Source organism: Microbacterium sp. str. 'China', from assembly GCF_002993305.1.
GTDB classification, from domain to species: domain Bacteria; phylum Actinomycetota; class Actinomycetes; order Actinomycetales; family Microbacteriaceae; genus Microbacterium; species Microbacterium paraoxydans.
Window position 1 is genome coordinate 1033535 of the sequence record NZ_CP027434.1, and the last position, 15591, is coordinate 1049125.

At 71.9% G+C, this 15591-nt stretch carries 15 protein-coding genes; 4 read left to right on the top strand and 11 right to left on the bottom strand.

The features are described 5' to 3' along the window. On the top strand, window positions 1–1479 hold the full coding sequence (locus tag C6C15_RS04900; protein WP_234024218.1) for an aldehyde dehydrogenase family protein: 1479 nt from the start codon (window positions 1–3) through the stop codon (window positions 1477–1479). Between the two features lie 26 nt (window positions 1480–1505). Beyond that, window positions 1506–2972: a GMC family oxidoreductase gene (locus C6C15_RS04905; protein WP_431866896.1), complete on the top strand. Its 1467-nt coding sequence runs from the start codon at window positions 1506–1508 to the stop codon at window positions 2970–2972. Window positions 2973–3038: 66 nt separating this feature from the next. Here C6C15_RS04905 and C6C15_RS04910 read toward each other — a convergent pair whose 3' ends face one another. Genes C6C15_RS04910 through C6C15_RS04930 form a run of 5 tightly spaced genes read right to left on the bottom strand, consistent with a single transcriptional unit; the run spans window position 3039 to window position 7799 of the window. Then, on the bottom strand, window positions 3039–3425 hold the full coding sequence (locus C6C15_RS04910) for a DUF202 domain-containing protein (RefSeq protein ID WP_105949423.1): 387 nt from the start codon (window positions 3423–3425) through the stop codon (window positions 3039–3041). Window positions 3426–3438: 13 nt separating this feature from the next. Next, window positions 3439–3795: a YidH family protein gene (locus C6C15_RS04915; protein ID WP_025103854.1), complete on the bottom strand. Its 357-nt coding sequence runs from the start codon at window positions 3793–3795 to the stop codon at window positions 3439–3441. Between the two features lie 25 nt (window positions 3796–3820). Next, complete coding sequence (locus C6C15_RS04920; protein ID WP_105949424.1) at window positions 3821–5464, bottom strand: amidohydrolase; 1644 nt, start codon at window positions 5462–5464, stop codon at window positions 3821–3823. Window position 5465: 1 nt separating this feature from the next. After that, window positions 5466–6305, bottom strand: coding sequence for a molybdenum cofactor biosynthesis F family protein (locus C6C15_RS04925; RefSeq protein ID WP_105949425.1), 840 nt, complete (start codon window positions 6303–6305; stop codon window positions 5466–5468). Between the two features lie 39 nt (window positions 6306–6344). After that, window positions 6345–7799: an APC family permease gene (locus tag C6C15_RS04930; RefSeq protein ID WP_105949426.1), complete on the bottom strand. Its 1455-nt coding sequence runs from the start codon at window positions 7797–7799 to the stop codon at window positions 6345–6347. Between the two features lie 243 nt (window positions 7800–8042). Here C6C15_RS04930 and C6C15_RS04935 point away from each other — a divergent pair, with 243 nt between their 5' ends. Further along, a complete protein-coding gene (locus C6C15_RS04935; RefSeq protein ID WP_105950760.1) occupies window positions 8043–8792 on the top strand; it encodes an SDR family NAD(P)-dependent oxidoreductase in 750 nt (249 codons plus the stop codon). Between the two features lie 53 nt (window positions 8793–8845). Further along, window positions 8846–9661: an SDR family NAD(P)-dependent oxidoreductase gene (locus tag C6C15_RS04940; RefSeq protein ID WP_060922471.1), complete on the top strand. Its 816-nt coding sequence runs from the start codon at window positions 8846–8848 to the stop codon at window positions 9659–9661. A 34-nt stretch (window positions 9662–9695) separates the two neighbouring features. Here the strand turns inward: C6C15_RS04940 and C6C15_RS04945 are convergent, their stop codons facing one another. The 6 genes from C6C15_RS04945 to C6C15_RS04970 form a co-directional block, all read right to left on the bottom strand. After that, window positions 9696–10346, bottom strand: coding sequence for an HAD-IA family hydrolase (locus tag C6C15_RS04945; protein ID WP_082750076.1), 651 nt, complete (start codon window positions 10344–10346; stop codon window positions 9696–9698). Between the two features lie 111 nt (window positions 10347–10457). Then, entirely contained in the window at window positions 10458–11150 is a 693-nt protein-coding gene (locus C6C15_RS04950; protein WP_071327384.1) for an ABC transporter ATP-binding protein, read from the bottom strand. Then, complete coding sequence (locus C6C15_RS04955) at window positions 11147–12919, bottom strand: branched-chain amino acid ABC transporter ATP-binding protein/permease (protein WP_060922469.1); 1773 nt, start codon at window positions 12917–12919, stop codon at window positions 11147–11149. Before C6C15_RS04955 ends, C6C15_RS04950 begins: the two co-directional genes overlap by 4 nt. Then, entirely contained in the window at window positions 12906–13766 is an 861-nt protein-coding gene (locus C6C15_RS04960; RefSeq protein WP_101846949.1) for an ABC transporter permease subunit, read from the bottom strand. The genes C6C15_RS04955 and C6C15_RS04960 overlap by 14 nt, the downstream gene beginning before the upstream one ends. Window positions 13767–13942: 176 nt before the next feature. Continuing rightward, window positions 13943–15109 carry an ABC transporter substrate-binding protein gene (locus tag C6C15_RS04965; protein WP_060922467.1) on the bottom strand — a complete coding sequence of 389 codons (1167 nt, stop codon included), beginning with the start codon at window positions 15107–15109 and terminating at the stop codon, window positions 13943–13945. A gap of 32 nt (window positions 15110–15141) precedes the next feature. Then, window positions 15142–15564, bottom strand: coding sequence for a nuclear transport factor 2 family protein (locus C6C15_RS04970; protein WP_025103867.1), 423 nt, complete (start codon window positions 15562–15564; stop codon window positions 15142–15144). Window positions 15565–15591 lie beyond the last annotated feature (27 nt).

Genomic DNA, 15591 nt, shown 5'->3' on the forward strand with positions numbered 1-15591 from the left:
ATGTCCGATTCCGCCGTTCCCGTAGCCGTCGACCACGGACCAGCCGATTCCGCGGCCTCCGCCGCTGCGGCGCTGCTCGACCGCATCCAGGCCCCGCAGGGCGAGGGGCGCGAGATCCCCGACGCCGCGACGCGGGAGGTCATCGGACGCGCGCCCGTGGCCACGGTCTCCGACCTCGACGACGCCATCGCCCGCGCGAAGGCCGCGCAGCCCGCGTGGGAGGCGCTCGGACACGAGAAGCGGAGCGCGCTCCTCCTCGCCGCGGCCGACGCCATCGACGCGAACGCCGAGGGGCTCGCCTATCTTCTGTCGCGGGAGCAGGGGAAGCCGCTGAACGGCCCCAACGCGCGGTTCGAGCTCGGCGCCTGCTCGGCCTGGCTGCGCACCAACGCCACCACCGTCCTGGAGCCGCAGGTCCTCGTCGACGACGAGACGCTGCACGCCGAGCTCGTGTACAAAGCGGCCGGCGTGGTCGGCGCCATCGGGCCGTGGAACTGGCCGCTCATGATCACCATCTGGCAGATCGGGCCGTCGCTGCGCATGGGCAACACGGTCGTCGCGAAGCCCAGCGAATACACCCCGCTGAGCGTCCTGGCGATGCTCGCCGTGATGAACGACGTGCTGCCCGCCGACGTCCTCATCGGCGTGTCCGGCGACCGCGAGGTGGGGGCGCGCCTCTCCTCGCACCCCGACATCGCCAAGATCATGTTCACCGGCTCCACCGCGACCGGGCGCCGCATCATCGAGAGCTCCGCGGGCAACCTCGCCCGCCTCACGCTCGAACTGGGCGGCAACGACGCGGGCATCGTGCTCCCCGGCACGGACCCTTCCGCGATCGCGGAAGACCTCTTCTGGGGGGCGTTCATCAACACCGGACAGACCTGCGCCGCCATGAAGCGCCTCTACGTGCACGACTCCGTGTACGACGAGGTCGTGGACGCGCTCGCCGCCATCGCCGCGCAGGTGCCGATGGGGAACGGGCTCGACGAGGGCAACGTGCTCGGGCCGCTGCAGAACCGCCCGCAGTTCGACATCGTCAGTCGCCTCGTCGACGATGCGCGGAGCCGCGGCGCCCGGATCGTCACCGGTGGAGAGCCGGCCGCCGACCTCGGCGAGCTGTTCTACCGGCCCACCATCGTCGCCGACATCGACAACGACGCGGCGCTCGTGCAGGAGGAGCAGTTCGGTCCCGCGCTCCCCGTCATCCGGTACAGCGACGTCGACGAGGCCTTCGCGCTCGCGAACGCCCTCGACGTGGGTCTCGGCGCGTCGGTGTGGGCGAGCGACCCGGAGGAGGCCCGCGCCGTCGCGGCGCGCATGCAGTCCGGCACGGTGTGGATCAACTCGCACGGCGGGCTGCACCCGATGGTGCCGTTCGGCGGCGTGAAGAGCTCGGGCTACGGGCTGGAGTTCGGCGTCGAGGGGCTCAAGTCCGTCGCCGTGACCCAGGTCGTCTCCGGACCCGGCCGGAAGGCGTGAGCGTGACCGCGGCGAACAACGGTGCGGTGCGCTCCGCGATCGTCGTCGGGGCCGGTACGTCGGGCGCCATCGTCGCGCGGCGTCTCACCGACGCCGGTGTCGCGGTGACGCTCGTCGAGGCGGGCGGCTACGACACGAACCCGGCCATCCACGACCCCTCGCGGGCGGGCGAGCTGTGGCACTCCGCCGAGGACTGGGACTTCTTCACCGTGCCGCAGCCGCACGCGGCCGGTCGTCGGCTGCATCTTCCTCGCGGCAAGGTCACCGGTGGGTCGCACGCGCTGAACGCCATGATCTGGGTGCGCGGCGCGGCCTCCGACTACGACGCGTGGGAGGCGGCCGGCGCGACCGCATGGGGCTGGGCCGAGGTCGAGCCGATCTACGACGCGATCGAGAACGACCTGCTGCCCGTGACCGATGACTACGCGCTCGCGCCCATCCAGGCCTCGATCATCGACGCCGCCGTGGAGGAGGGGCTGCCGCGCAACCCGAACTACAACGGGGGCACGCTCGACGGGGTCTCCCAGGAGCAGGTCACGATCAAGGACGGACGGCGCGTCAACACCTGGACCGTGTACGCGCAGCCCGTCGCCGACCGGATGACGATCCTCACCGGCCGCGCGGTCCACTCCGTGATCGTGCGCGATGGTCGTGCGGTCGGTATCCGGCTGGGGGAGGGCGACGAGACCGAGGAGGTGTTCGCGGACGAGGTCATCCTCTCGGCGGGCGCACTCGGCACTCCTGTCATCCTGCTCCGCTCGGGCATCGGTCCCGCCGACGAGCTGAGTGCGCTCGGCATCCCCGTCGTGCTCGACGCCCCCGCTGTGGGCAAGAACCTGCACGACCACCTCCTGTCGCCGGTCGTCTTCGCGACCGAGAAGAAGCCCGTCGGCCCGCCGCAGCCGGGGGTCTCCGTCACGCAGAGCCATCTGTTCTGGCGCAGCCGCGACGGCCTCGCGCAGCCGGACACGCAGCCCATCCACTTCTCCGTCCCGATGTGGGGAGAGCTCGAGCCGAAGGGCACCGACGGGTTCACGCTCATGGCGGGCCTGGTGACGCCGTACAGCCGCGGCGAGCTGCGCCTCACCGGTCCCGGCCTCGACGACCTGCCGCACATCGACCTGGCGGCGCTGGAGGATCAACGAGACGCCGACGCCCTCGCGGCCTCCGTGCGCCAGTGCCGCCGGATCGGCACGCAGCCCGCGCTCGCCGAGGAGTGGGGAGCGGTCGAGGTCTACCCCGGGCCGGACGTGGCGGACGACGACGTGGAGGAGTGGGTGCGCCGCACGGCCATCACCTATCACCACCAGGTCGGCACCTGTCGCATGGGCTCCGACCCGGAGTCGGTGGTCGACCCGCAGCTCCGGGTGCGCGGGATCGAGGGGCTCCGGGTGATCGACGCCTCGGTCATGCCGACCGTGCCCACCGGCAACACCAACGCGCCCGCGGCCATGATCGGCGAACGCGGCGCGCGGTTCCTCCTCGCGGACTGAGGGAGGGCGGCGAGGGGACGCGGGGCGGTCACGGCATCTGTCGTGATCGCCCCGCGCTCCTGGGTGTCAGCGCGTGAGCAGCGTCACCGCCACGAGCGCGAGGGCGACGAGACCGAACCCGGTCGCGAACACCGTCAGCGCGAGCGGGAGTCCGCCGCCGGGCAGCGGCCCGCGCGCCCGGGCGGTGAGCACCGCGGTCGTCCGGCGCTGCCGATGGCGAGCGGCGATCCAGAGCAGCGCCGCCGTGCCGACGCCCAGCACGCCCGGGACGAGGCCCCACCCCTCGGCGCCGGTCGGCAGCACGAGGGGGAACACCCGCAGCGACAGCAGCGAGCCGACCGCGATCGCGAGGGCCGTGCGCCGCCAGGCCAGCTCCGTGCGCTCCGGCTGCAGCCCGGGATCGTACAGATCGGGCGCCGAGGTGTCGGGCGCGGGAGTATCGGGGGCGGTCATCGGCAGGGCTCCGTCAGCGCCACAGCACCCCGGCGAGGACGAGCAGCCCCGTCGTCACGACGACCACGGCGAGCACCACCGCCGACAGCGCGCCCGGCAGGGGCCGTCCCTGTCGGAGGGCGCGTTCGGCCCGCATCCACTCGAACCAGGCGAGCGGGGCCACGGCCGTGCCGGCGATCATCAGCAGCAGCGAGGCGGCCAGCCGGAAGCCGGGGTGCAGGTCGAGGCCGAGGACCTCGAGCGCGACGCCACCCGCGATCAGCGCCAGTCCGGTCCGGGTCCAGGCCAGGAACGTGCGCTCGTTGGCGAGGGAGAACCGGGGATCGGGCTCGTCCCCGACCCGGTAGACGGAGGCGGGGAAGCGGCGCATGCGCCCATCGTACGGCGCGTCGTGTTCAGCGCTCGTGCACCGTGCGCCCGGCGAACCATGTCGAGACGACCTCGGTGTGCACGATCTCCTCCGCCGGTCCGCCGATCGCATCCCGTTCCAGGATCACGAAGTCGGCCGACTTGCCGGGGGTCAGGGACCCGGTCTCGGCGCCGAGCCCCATCGCCGTCGCGGCGTTGATCGTGAAGACCTCCAGCGCCTCCTCGGCCGAGATCGCCTGCTCCGGCCACAGCGTGCCGGGGGCGCGGCCGAGCGGATCGGCGCGTGTCACGAGCCCCTGCAGGCCCTCGAGCGTGTTCGGCGACTCGCTCACCGGCCAGTCCGAGCCGCCGGCCACGAGGGCCCCGGCGTCGAGGAGCGCGCGGTTGGGCTGCGAGTGCTCGGCACGCTCTCCCAGCACGTCCGCGAGCGCCTGGGGGATGACGCCCGGGTACCAGATGAACGGGGAGATGTCGGCGGAGACGTCCAGCGCCGCGAGTCGGGGGATGTCGCTCTCCGCGAGGAACTGCCCATGCGCGATCTGCACCGGCGTCGTGAATCCGTCCGCGCGCAGGCGCTCGGCGGCGTCCAGCACGAGGCGTGCCGACCCGTCGCCGGTGCAGTGCACCTTGGCCCCGAGACCGCGCGCCGCGACGGCCCGGAGCCAGTCGGTGAGCTCGTCGAGGGTCATGGTCGTCTCGCCGTGGAAGTGCGCGCCGTGCACCGGATCCGCCGGATACGGGTCGAGGAACGAGGCGGTGCGGGCGGGCGGCACGCCGTCGAGGAAGATCTTCACGAAGTCGGGACGGTGGTGCGGCGTGCGGAAATCCTCGCCGCGGTCGAGCAGGGGAGCGCCGATGGGGTCGAACCCGAAGATCTCGTCGTTGATGAGGAGCGAGGAGACCACCCAGGCGTGCAGCTCGTCGGCGCGGTCGAGTCCGGCGAGCGCGGCGAGGATGTCGACGGAGACCCCGGCGTCCTGGAACGCCGTGATCCCAAAGGAGTTCAGCAGCTCGATGCCGCGGCGAGACGCGGCGGCGTGCTGCTCCGGCGTGAGTCCGCCGCTGCGGTCGTACGCCTCCTGCACCGGGATGCCGGCGGCTTCCAGGAGCACGCCGGTGGGCGTGCCGTCGTCGGGGTCGAGCAGCGTCACCCCGGAGGTCGGGATGCTGTCCGCCGTGATGCCGGCCAGCTCCAGGGCCCGGGTGCTGGCCCAGCGGTTGTGGCGGGAGTCCTCCATGAGCGCCACCGGCCGTCCGCCCGCTGCCTCGTCCAGCCGGCGCCGCGTGGCGGTGTTCGCCAGCGTCGGGAGCAGGGTCGTGGCCACGGCGCCGCCGACGATCCACGCGTCCTCGGGCAGGGTCTGTGCCTTCTCCCGCACCCGGTCCAGGATCTCGTCGAGCGTGAGCGAGGGGGCGAGCGACAGTTCGAACAGCTCGGTCCGTCCGGCGAGCGCGTGGTGGTTGTGCACGTCGACGAACCCGGGGTAGACCGCCGCGTCGCCGACCTCGACCAGCCGCGTGCGACGGCCGCGGAACGCCTCCACGTCGGCGCGGTCGCCGACGGCGAGGATCCGTCCGTCTCGTACGGCGAAGGCCTCGGCACGCGGGCGGGCGCGGTCCGACGTGCGGATCACGGAACCGGTGACGATGAGGTCGGCGACGTCGGTCATGTCAGGCGTCTCCGAAGGTCGCGGGCTCGAGCGACGGGGTGTGGTGGGTGGTCGACAGCAGGCGGCCGTGTGCGCCGAACGTGAAGTGCGTGGGCACCTCACCGCTCTCGTCCAGCCCGAACAGCACGCCGTGGGAGCGGATCGCGTTCACGTCGCGGTGGTCGGCGATCGTGACCGAGGCGCACGGGATCACCTTCTCGCGCCACGCGAAGACGTAGATCCCGGGGCGCACCTCCCACACGCTGTTCTCGTCGGTGTCGGCGAGCCCGCGCTCGGGACCGGCCAGGCACTGCCACGAGTACCAGCGCGGGGAGAGGTACACGTGCTCGTAGGCGTGCTCCTCGCTGTAGACCCACTCCACCCGACGGCCGATGAGCGTGATCGTGGGGGCGGCCTCGGCGCCGGTGACGTCGGCGCCCTCGATGGTGCCGGGGGCGAAGTGGTGCTGCACGCGGGTGCGGCCCTGCTCGGGCGCGGGGAGGATCTCGGAGATCACCGCGAGGGAGCGTCCGTGCCGCAGGTCGAGGACGAGCGAGACGGCCTCGTTCGGGAGGTAGCGGTGGTGGAACTGCACGAAGTAGAGCTCGTCGTCGACCTCGAACGCCTCGTAGTCGTCGGTGTCGGACGCGGCCTCCGTGGGGTCCTCGGCGCCGGGCTGGTACTCCCAGGCGACCGTCGAGTCGTCGAAGCGGTGGACGATGCGGGTGCCGCGGTCGTCGACGACGGCGATCTCGCGACCGCTCAGGGCGGTGCTGTGCGGGGCCTTGTTGGCGTCGAAGCCGGGGGCGAGTCCTTCCAACGGCAGCCAGGTGGAGGTGTCGGCGGGGTTGAGGGTCGTCATGGGATTTCCTTCCTTCGGAGAACGGGGTCGGCGCGGGCGTCAGCGGTCGCTGAACCGCTCCAGGTCGGTCGCGAGACCGTCGTAGACGGCGGGCTTCGCGCGGCGGAGGTAGGCGGCGTAGACGATGCCGCCGATCAGCGCGAGCACGAGCAGGAGCGGCATCAGACGGATCGCGAGCTCCTCGGAGCCGGCGACGATGTTGAAGTTCACGATCGCCAGGATCGAGATGGCCGCGATGCCGAGGAAGCCGATGCCTGGAGCGATGAACGTGCTCCACCACCGAGGGTCGTTCCGGCGCCGGAAGTACACGACGATCGAGATCGCCGCGAGTCCCTGCAGGATCAGCACGCTGAGGGTGCCGAAGCCGAGCATCGCGGGCACGAGTGTGACGATGGGATCGGCACCGGCGAGGGCGAACAGGATCGCCACGATCGCCGCGAAGCCGGCCTGCACGATGCCCGCGAGCTGCGGGGCGCCGTTCGGGCGGGTGCGGGCGAGGGCCTGCGGGAGGATCTTCGCGCGTCCCAGCGAGTACAGGTAGCGGGTGGCGGAGTTGTGGAACGCGAGCATCGCCGCGAACAGGCTCACCAGGAGCAGCACCATCATCACGGTCGTGAGCGGGCCGCCCAGGTACTGCTGCGAGAGCGAGAAGATGAGGTCGCCCGTGGGCAGGTGCTCCAGCGCGGTGGCCTGCGCCTGTGCGACGCCGGTCGCGCTCACCACGGCCCAGGTCGTGACGCCGAGGATCACGCCGATCGCGATGATCGAGGTGTAGGTCGCCCGCGGGATGGTGCGCAGCGGCTGCTTGGCCTCCTCGCTGAAGAGCGCGGTGGCCTCGAACCCGAGGAAGCCGGTCGCCGCGAGCAGCAGCCCGATGGGCAGCGAGCCGGAGAACACGGCCTCCGGGCTGAACGCCGCCACGTCGTAGCCGGTCTGCACGAGCACGGAGACGTCGAACACGACGAGCATGAGCACCTCGAGCACGAGGCACACGCCGAGGACCTTCGAGCTGAAGTCGACGCCGATCCGGGCGAGAACGAAGCACACGACGATCGACAGCAGACCCCAGACGAGCCAGTGCACGTCCAGACCGGTGAGGTCGCGGATGATCGTCTGCATGAAGAAGCCGCTGGTGCCGATCGTGCCGACGACGAAGAAGTTGTAGCCGAGCGTCGCGATGAGGCCCGCGACGAGTCCGCCGGTGCGGCCGAGGCCCTTCACGACGAAGGCGTAGAAGCCTCCGGCGTTCACCAGCTGCTTCGACATCTGGGCGTAGCCGATCGCGAACAGCAGCAGGATGGCCGCGACGAGGAAGAACGCCATCGGGGTGCCGCCGCCGTTGCCCAGCGCGATGGCGAGCGAGGCGACGACGACGATCCCGGTCAGCGGCGCGACGGCGGCCAGGACGAGGAAGACGATGCCGGCGACGCCGAGGGCGCCGGGGCGGAGGGAGGTGTGGTGCGGCGTCGTGGGTGCGGAGGTCTGCTCTGCCACGTCGGCTCCTTTGCTCGGGTGACGGCCGTGTGGACACGGCATCGACGACGAGGGGAATCGTCGATAGAGCGAGTCTGCTCGCCGCCCCGTTCCGACGCTTGACCGTGAGCGAAGGACGATGGTGCCACCGCGCACACCCCGGCGTCGAGCGTGCGGGCCCTCCGCACCGCGGAGCAGGATGACCGGGACGACACCGCTGTCTCGTCGGCGCCGCGCGGCGCCGGGCCGCGGTCGGAGGATGCGATGGACCTGCAGCTCGACGGCACGACGGCCCTCGTCACGGGGGCTGCCTCCGGCATCGGTCGTGCCGTCGCCCGGGCGCTCGCCGCCGAGGGGGTGCGGGTCGCGCTGCTCGACCGGGACGCCGCCGCGCTCCGGGACGCGGCGGGGGAGGCCGGCATCGATCCGGTGCTGCTCGCCGCCGACGTCACGGACGAACAGCAGGTGGCCGCCGCCGTCGACGCCGGTGTCCGCGCGCTGGGCGGTCTCGACGCGGTGGTCTGCTGTGCCGGGATCTCCGGCCCGGTCGGGACGCCGATCGAGGAGACCCCCCTGGAGGTGTGGAACCGCGTCCTCGCCGTCAACGTCACCGGCGCGTTCCTCGTGCTCAAGCACGCGATGCCGGCGCTCCGGGAGTCCGCCGCCGGATCCGTCGTGCTGCTCGCGAGCGACTCGGCTGTCGTGGCCTCCCCGGGCATGGCCCCCTACGCCGCGTCGAAGGCGGCGCTCGTCCAGTTCGGAAGGGCGCTCTCGGTCGACCTCGCCGGCACCGGGGTGCGCGTGAACGCGGTGTCACCGTCCATCGTCGACACGCCGATGAGCCGGGGCGACCTCGGCGCCGCGGCGTTCGACGAGCCCGCCTTCCCCGTGCAGAGCGCCGACGAGGTCGCCGCGCACGTCGCCTACCTCCTCTCCCCGCGGAGCCGGGCGGTCAACGGCACCACCCTCCTCAGCGACTTCGGGTACACCGCCCGGTCGGGATTCCCCGCCTGACGCGCCCGCGTCCGGCCCCACCGCGCACGCGCGCAGAACACACAGGAGCACACATGGCAACCGTGGTCGGATCGAGCGTCTCCGGACGCGTCGTCGTCATCACCGGAGGCGGCACGGGCATCGGCGCGGCGGTCGCGGAACGTTTCGCGGCCGAAGGGGCGCACGTCGTCGTGGTGGGTCGCCGGCCGGAGCCGTTGCACGAGGTCGAGCGGGCCGTCGGGGCGCTGCCGATCGTCGCGGATGCGGCGGACACCGCGTCGGCGCAGGCCGCGATCGCCGAGATCCTCGCGCGGTTCGGCCGCATCGACGTCCTCGTCGCGAACGCCGGAGGACACGGGTTCTCCCCGGTCGCCGAGACCGACGACGCGAGCTGGGACGCCGCGATCCGTGCCAACCTCACGACCGCGTTCGTGATGGCGCGGGAAGCGCTGCCGGCGCTGATCGAGGCCAAGGGGCAGGTGGTGATCGTCTCCTCGCTGGCCGGGCTCTTCGCGGGGCCGTCGGTGGCCGGATACACGGTCGGCAAGCACGCCCTCATCGGCCTCACCCGGACGCTCGCGCGCGACTACGGGCGCCACGGCGTGCGCGTCAACGCGATCTGCCCCGGGTGGGTGCAGACGCCGATGGCCGACGAGGAGATGGACGAGTTCGCGGCGCACGCCGGTCTCGGCTCCCGGGAGGAGGGCTACGCGACGGTCACCGCCGACGTGCCGCTGCGCCGCCCGGCGCGGCCCGCTGAGATCGCCTCCGTCGTGCGGTTCCTCGGGTCGGGGGAGTCGTCCTACATCACCGGCGCCGTGATCGTGGCGGACGGCGGGTCGCACGTGGTCGACGTGCCGACCATCGCCTTCGACCACGCCGGGATGTAGCGCCGGGTCAGGGGCGGTGGCCGTCGCCCCGAGATCAGTTGATCCGGAGCTCGAAGCCGTCGTCGGTCGGGACCACGGCGACGTGCGTGAGGTCGTCGACGTGTGCGGTCGGGGCGTGGGCTCCCGCGTGCGGACCGATGCCGATCACGCGCATGCCCGCGGCGTGGGCGGCCTGGATGCCGGCGCCGGAGTCCTCGAACACGACGCAGTCCGCGGGGTCGATGCCGAGGGTGCGGGCGGCGAGGAGGAAGCCCTCCGGATCGGGCTTCGAGGCGGAGACGTTCTCCGCCGTGACGGCGAGCTCGGGGACCGTGAGCCCGGCCTGGCCCATCCGCGCGGTCATGAGCGCGACGTTGGCCGAGGTGACCACCGCGTGCGGGAACGGCTCCAGCGCGGCGAGCAGGTCCTCGGCGCCCGGGATGCCGATCACACCGTCCACGTCGGAGGCCTCGGTCGCGAGCATGACCTCGTTCTCACGGAGGTTGATGGCGTGGTCGCGCTCGGGGAGCAGGATCGCCATGCTCTGGTGACCCTGGCGCCCGTGGACGGTGCGCAGGACGGTCTCGGGGTCGATCCCGTGCGGCTCCGCCCAGGCGAGCCAGAGGCGCTCCACGACGGCGGTCGAGTCGACGAGGGTCCCGTCCATGTCGAGGAGGGCGGCGCGGGCATGGAGGATCTCGGTCACTCCCTCAGGCTAACCCCCACGCCGCCGACCCACCCCCTTTCGCGCGCCCCGGCCCCTTGCGAACGCGCGCAAGGGGCCGGGAGGAACGCAACGGGGTGGGTCGACGGGGAGTCAGCCCCCGAGGTAGGCGCGGTGGAGGAGGGCGGGGTCGTCTTGGAGGGCCTGCGGCGCGCCCTGGAACGACACACGGCCGCCAGCGACGACGACCGCCTCCTGCGCGAGACCGAGGGCGAGCTGCGTGAACTGCTCCACCAGCAGCACCGCCACCCCGGACTCCGCGATCGACGACACGATCGGCATCAGGCGCAGGAACACCACCGGCGCGAGGCCCAGGGACATCTCGTCGATGAGCAGCACCCGGGGCTTCGCTGCGAACGCCCGTGCCAGCACCACCATCTGCTGCTCCCCACCCGACAGCAGTGCCGTGGGGGAGTCGATGCGCTTCTCCAGCTCCGGGAACTGCGCCAGCACGGCCTCGATCTCCCCGGCGGTGCGTGCCGTGAGGGAGAGGTTCTCGCGCACGGTGAGCGACGGGAACACGGCCCGCCCCTGCTCGATGTGCACGATGCCGCGCCGGGCCCGCGCCACGCGGGAGAGCCGGTCGATCGGATCCCCGTCCAGCAGGATCGACCCGGACGAGTGCGGCGTCACGCCGGACACCGCCTCGATCAGGCTCGTCTTGCCCGCCCCGTTGGGGCCGACCAGGGCCAGGACCTCGCCGCCGGCGACCCGCAGCGAGACGTCCGAGATGACCGGCCCGGCGCCGCGGCTCACCGTGACGCCGTCGAGCACCAGTGCGCTCATTTCAGCAGCTCCGTCTCTCCCATGTACGCCTTGACGACGTCGGGGTTCGCGAGGACCTCCGCCTGCGGGCCGCTCGCCAGGACGCGGCCGAAGTCGAGGACCGTGAGGGTCGGGCACACCGAGCGGACGAGGTCCAGGTCGTGCTCGATGATGATGAGGGCCACGCCGTAGCGCCCGGGGAGCTCGCGCAGGCGAGCCGCGAGTGCCAGATGCTCCTCGTGCGAGAGGCCGGCGGCTGGCTCGTCGAGGATGAGCAGTCGCGGGCGGGCGGCGACGTTCGCCGCGACCTCCACGAGCCGCCGGGTGCCGACGTCGACGCTCGAGAGGCGCGCCCGGGCCGGCGGGCACCCGAAGAACGCGAGGACCTCGTCGATGTCCGCCGCGGCGAGCCGCCGTCTGGCCACGAAGCGCACGTAGCCGCCCACGGTCAGCGCCGGAGGGACGCGGTCCTGCTGGAAGGTCCGTCGCAGTCCGAGTCGCGCACGCCGGGTGGGGGAGAGCCCGGCGAGGTCGCGGTCGCCGAGGAGCACGCGGCCCTCGTGCTGGGGGAGGAAGCCGCTGATGGCGTCGACGAAGGTCGACTTCCCGGCGCCGTTCGGACCGATGAGTCCCATGATCGAGGCGGCGGGCACCGTGAACGAGACGTCGTCGAGGGCCTTGAGCGCCCCGAACTGCACGGTCAGACCGTCGACCGTGAGCACCGGGGCGCCGTCGAGGGCGGCCTCGTCGACGGTGGCCGTCGTGGTCGTGGTGATCGCCGCCGCATCGGTTCCCGCGTCAGGCGGGAGCGCCGTGAGCTTCGCGCTGGCCGTGCGCCGGTCGGCCCGTCGGTACAGGAGGTTGCGGATGCCCTGGCCGAGGTTCGTGCCGCTCGTGAGCGCCTGCACCCCCAGCACGCCGAACACGACGAAGCCCCAGTCCTGCGGCACGCCCCACCGCTTGAGCAGCTCCGGCACGAGCACCCACAGGAGTCCGCCGAAGATGGCCATGTCGATGAGGTGCGCGCCGGACATGATAGCCAGCACGTACAGGGCGAGGGACTGCAGCGGCGTGAAGCTCGAGGCGAAGGGGAGCTGCACCTGTCCGGCGAGCAGTCCGCCGGAGATGCCGCCGAGGGCCGCCGACACCGCGAACGCCGTGAGCTTCGCGGTGCGCACGCTCTGCCCGGCCGCGGCCGTGCCCCGCTCGGAGAACGCGACGGCCTTCCAGCTCGCGCCCCACCGGCCGCGCTGCAGGAAGAACACCGCCAGGCCGCAGACGGCGAGCACGACGATGGAGAGGAAGAAGAACTCCCGGTCGCTCCCGAACAGTGCCGGGCGCTCGATCGCGATGCCGTCCGCGGAGCCGGGGAACTGGATCTGCACGAGCGTGACGTCGGCCGCCGCGGCGAAGCCGAGCGTCACCACCGCGAGGTTCACCCCGCGCAGCCGCAGGGCGGGGAGCCCGACGAGGATGCCCACGAGACCGGCCGCGACGCCACCGAGCACGAGCCAGACGAGGAAGCCGCCCGGCGCCTGCATCACGTTCAGCAGCGAGACGATCCACGCGCCGACCGCGGCGAACGTGAGCTGGCAGAGGGCGATCATGCCGGCCGAGCCGGTGACGATGCCGAGTCCGAGGATCGCGATCGCGGCCGTGACGGCGCTGATCGCGAGGAAGACGAAGTAGCCGGGAAGGGCGGCGCTGAGGAGCGCACCCACGCCGATGCCGACCAGGGCGACGGCGAACGGCCAGGTGATCCGGAACCAGGGGCGGTCAGCGAGCGGCATCCCACACCTCCTTGCGTTGCGTCCACAGCAGCAGGACGACGATGAACAGGAACGGCAGGAAGTTGCGCACGAGCGCCACTTCGTCGATCTGCGCGACGAGTCCGCCGAGGACGCCGAGGAGCAGGCCGCCGACGACGGCGAGGTCGAGCCGGCGGAAGCCGCCGAGGAGCGCGGCCGCCGCAGCGGGGACGATGAGCATGGACAGGCTCGTGGCATCGTTCGACTGCGAGGGTGCGACGATGATGATCGCGATGGCGCTGATGATCCCGGTGACGAACCAGACGGCGATCGACAGCGGCCGGGAGCGGATGCCGAGCAGCTCCGCCGTGGTCGGCCGCTCCGACAGCGCGCGCAGCTGGGTGCCGACCCGGGTGCGGCGCAGCACGATGCGCACGGCGACGGCGGTGACGACGGCCATCGCCACCGTCGCGACGGTGACCTGGCTGATCACCACGCCGCCGAAGGAGAACGCGGGGCCGGCGATGATCGGGGTGAACGGCTGCGGCTTGTTGCCGAACAGGATGAACGACAGCGAGATGAGCAGCAGGAGCGGGCCGACCGTCATGGCCGAGCGGGTCGTCGTCGAGGCCTCCGACAGCCAGGTCGCGGCGATGAACCCGATCGCCGCGGCGAGTAGGCCCGCGACGAGGACCCCGAGGATCGAGCCCAGCCAGATGGGCAGCCCGATCTCACGGACGAACCACACGGCGGTGAAGGCCCCGAACATGCCGGTCGCGGCCTGGGCGAAGTTCACCACGCGCACGAGGCGCGACATGAGGGTGAGGCAGACGCCGAGGACGGCGTAGAGGCCGCCGGCGGCGAGACCGGCGATGGCGCCTTGGAGCATCAGGCGTCCTTTCTGGTGAGGGGCCCTTCGACAGGCTCAGGGACCCAGATGTGGGTCGCTGAGCCTGTCGAAGCGCGGGAAACCCGGGTGGGTCGCCGAGCCTGTCGGGGTGGGTCGCTGAGCCTGTCGAAGCGCAGGGACCCGGGGTGGGTCGCTGAGCCTGTCGAAGCGCGGGACTATTCGCCGATCCGGAGCCAGTCGTCGGCGACCTTCTCCCAGGCGTTCGTGCCCGACTTCAGGATGATCGGCCAGCCCGCGGTGTTCTGCGTGCCGAAGGCGTAGGGCGTGCCCACCATCGGGTTCTCGATCGGGTCCATGCCCTTCAGTGCCTCGGAGACGCTCTCCCGGGTGATGTCGCCGTCGATGCTTTTCAGCACCTCGATGAAGTACGTCGCCGCGAGGTAGCCGCCCTGGCTGAACGAGGTGAGGGGGATGTCGTTCTCCTCCATCAGCGCCCGCCAGTCCGCGTTGATGTCGCTGTCGTCCGTGAACGGGTAGAACTCGGCGGGGACGTAGATGCCGGCGCCCGCGTCGTCGATCGCGTCGGCGAAGTTCTCGCTGTAGACGCTCGTGAGGTAGAGCCAGGTCACGTCGTCCCAGCCCTGGGCGTTCGCGGCCTTGACCTGTCCGATCGCGTCGGGCTCGACGGGGTTGATCGCGAGGGCCTTGCAGCCCTGGTCGCGCGCCTTGACGATGTAGGGCGTGTAGTCGGAGGCGCCGTACGGCACGGTGTCGTCGACGTACTTCGGCTCCTTGCCCGTGATCTCGGTCCACTTGTCGATCGCGGCCTGGTAGGTCGGGCGGGTGGAGCCGGCGATCTCCAGCAGGATGCAGATGTCGTCGAGTCCGAGCACCTCGGAGCCGTACTGCAGCGTGAGGGTCATGTCGTTGAACGGGCCGACGTTCGCCGGCGAGATGTTCTCGCTGTCGAAGCAGCCCGTGTCGACGCCGATGCCGGGCACCGAGAGGATGCCCTCCTGCTCGTAGTACTTCGCGTTGATCTCGCACTCGATGAGGCTCGCGGAGCCCACGAGTGCGACGGCTTCGTCGCTGCCAACGATCTCCCGCGCCGAGGCGGTGGCCGTGGCGGGGTCGCCCTTGTCGTCGAGCATCTTGTACTCGATCTTCCGGCCGTCCAGGCCGCCATCCTCGTTGAACGCGTCGAAGACGGCGGCGGCCGCCTGCGACGCTTCCGGGAACGTCGCCGGGCCGCTGATCGTGTTCACGGAGCCGACGACGATGGGGGCGCCGTCGCCCCCGGCTCCGTCGCCACCGGCGCAGCCGGCGAGAGCGAGGGCGGCCACGGCGATGACCGCCGCGGTGCCGGATGCTCGTCTGTTCATGTGCTTCTGCCTCTCCTGTTCGGGTCGTGCTGTCAGCTCGAAGGCTGGGTATCGGTGCTCGTCGACGGCGCGCGCAGGGCGCGGTTCACGAGCTCCGTGTCGGTGAACTGCTCGAAGGCGACGATCTCGCCGCCCGCCACGCGCCAGACGTGGGCCACCCGGGCGGCGAAGAACCGCCCGGTGCGCTTGTAGGTGCCGGAGTAGGTGCCGATGCCGACCACGACGTCGCCGCCGTCGACGACCTCGTCGATCGCGACGGTGTAGTCGTCCCACTCCTCCTGGATGCGGCCGAAGACGTTCTCGGCGACCGCGTCCGGGCCGATGTAGGTCCCGGCATAGGGGAATCCGGCGGCCTCCGTCCACTCGATGTCGGCGGCGAAGGGCGCGAGCATGCCGTCCAGGTCGCCCCGGTCGTTCGCGGCGTAGTGCTCGCGGATCAGGTCTGCGTTACTCATGTGCTCTCTTTCGTTCCGGGTCCCGGA

Excerpts from the sequence above, each read along its gene's own strand:
- C6C15_RS04955 (WP_060922469.1), bottom strand. The coding sequence starts at position 12,919 with ATGCCGCTCGCTGACCGCCCCTGGTTCCGGATCACCTGGCCGTTCGCC.
- C6C15_RS04950 (WP_071327384.1), bottom strand. The coding sequence starts at position 11,150 with ATGAGCGCACTGGTGCTCGACGGCGTCACGGTGAGCCGCGGCGCCGGG.
- C6C15_RS04970 (WP_025103867.1), bottom strand. The coding sequence starts at position 15,564 with ATGAGTAACGCAGACCTGATCCGCGAGCACTACGCCGCGAACGACCGG.
- C6C15_RS04965 (WP_060922467.1), bottom strand. The coding sequence starts at position 15,109 with ATGAACAGACGAGCATCCGGCACCGCGGCGGTCATCGCCGTGGCCGCC.
- C6C15_RS04935 (WP_105950760.1), top strand. The coding sequence starts at position 8,043 with ATGGACCTGCAGCTCGACGGCACGACGGCCCTCGTCACGGGGGCTGCC.
- C6C15_RS04910 (WP_105949423.1), bottom strand. The coding sequence starts at position 3,425 with ATGACCGCCCCCGATACTCCCGCGCCCGACACCTCGGCGCCCGATCTG.
- C6C15_RS04900 (WP_234024218.1), top strand. The coding sequence starts at position 1 with ATGTCCGATTCCGCCGTTCCCGTAGCCGTCGACCACGGACCAGCCGAT.
- C6C15_RS04940 (WP_060922471.1), top strand. The coding sequence starts at position 8,846 with ATGGCAACCGTGGTCGGATCGAGCGTCTCCGGACGCGTCGTCGTCATC.
- C6C15_RS04925 (WP_105949425.1), bottom strand. The coding sequence starts at position 6,305 with ATGACGACCCTCAACCCCGCCGACACCTCCACCTGGCTGCCGTTGGAA.
- C6C15_RS04960 (WP_101846949.1), bottom strand. The coding sequence starts at position 13,766 with ATGCTCCAAGGCGCCATCGCCGGTCTCGCCGCCGGCGGCCTCTACGCC.
- C6C15_RS04920 (WP_105949424.1), bottom strand. The coding sequence starts at position 5,464 with ATGACCGACGTCGCCGACCTCATCGTCACCGGTTCCGTGATCCGCACG.
- C6C15_RS04915 (WP_025103854.1), bottom strand. The coding sequence starts at position 3,795 with ATGCGCCGCTTCCCCGCCTCCGTCTACCGGGTCGGGGACGAGCCCGAT.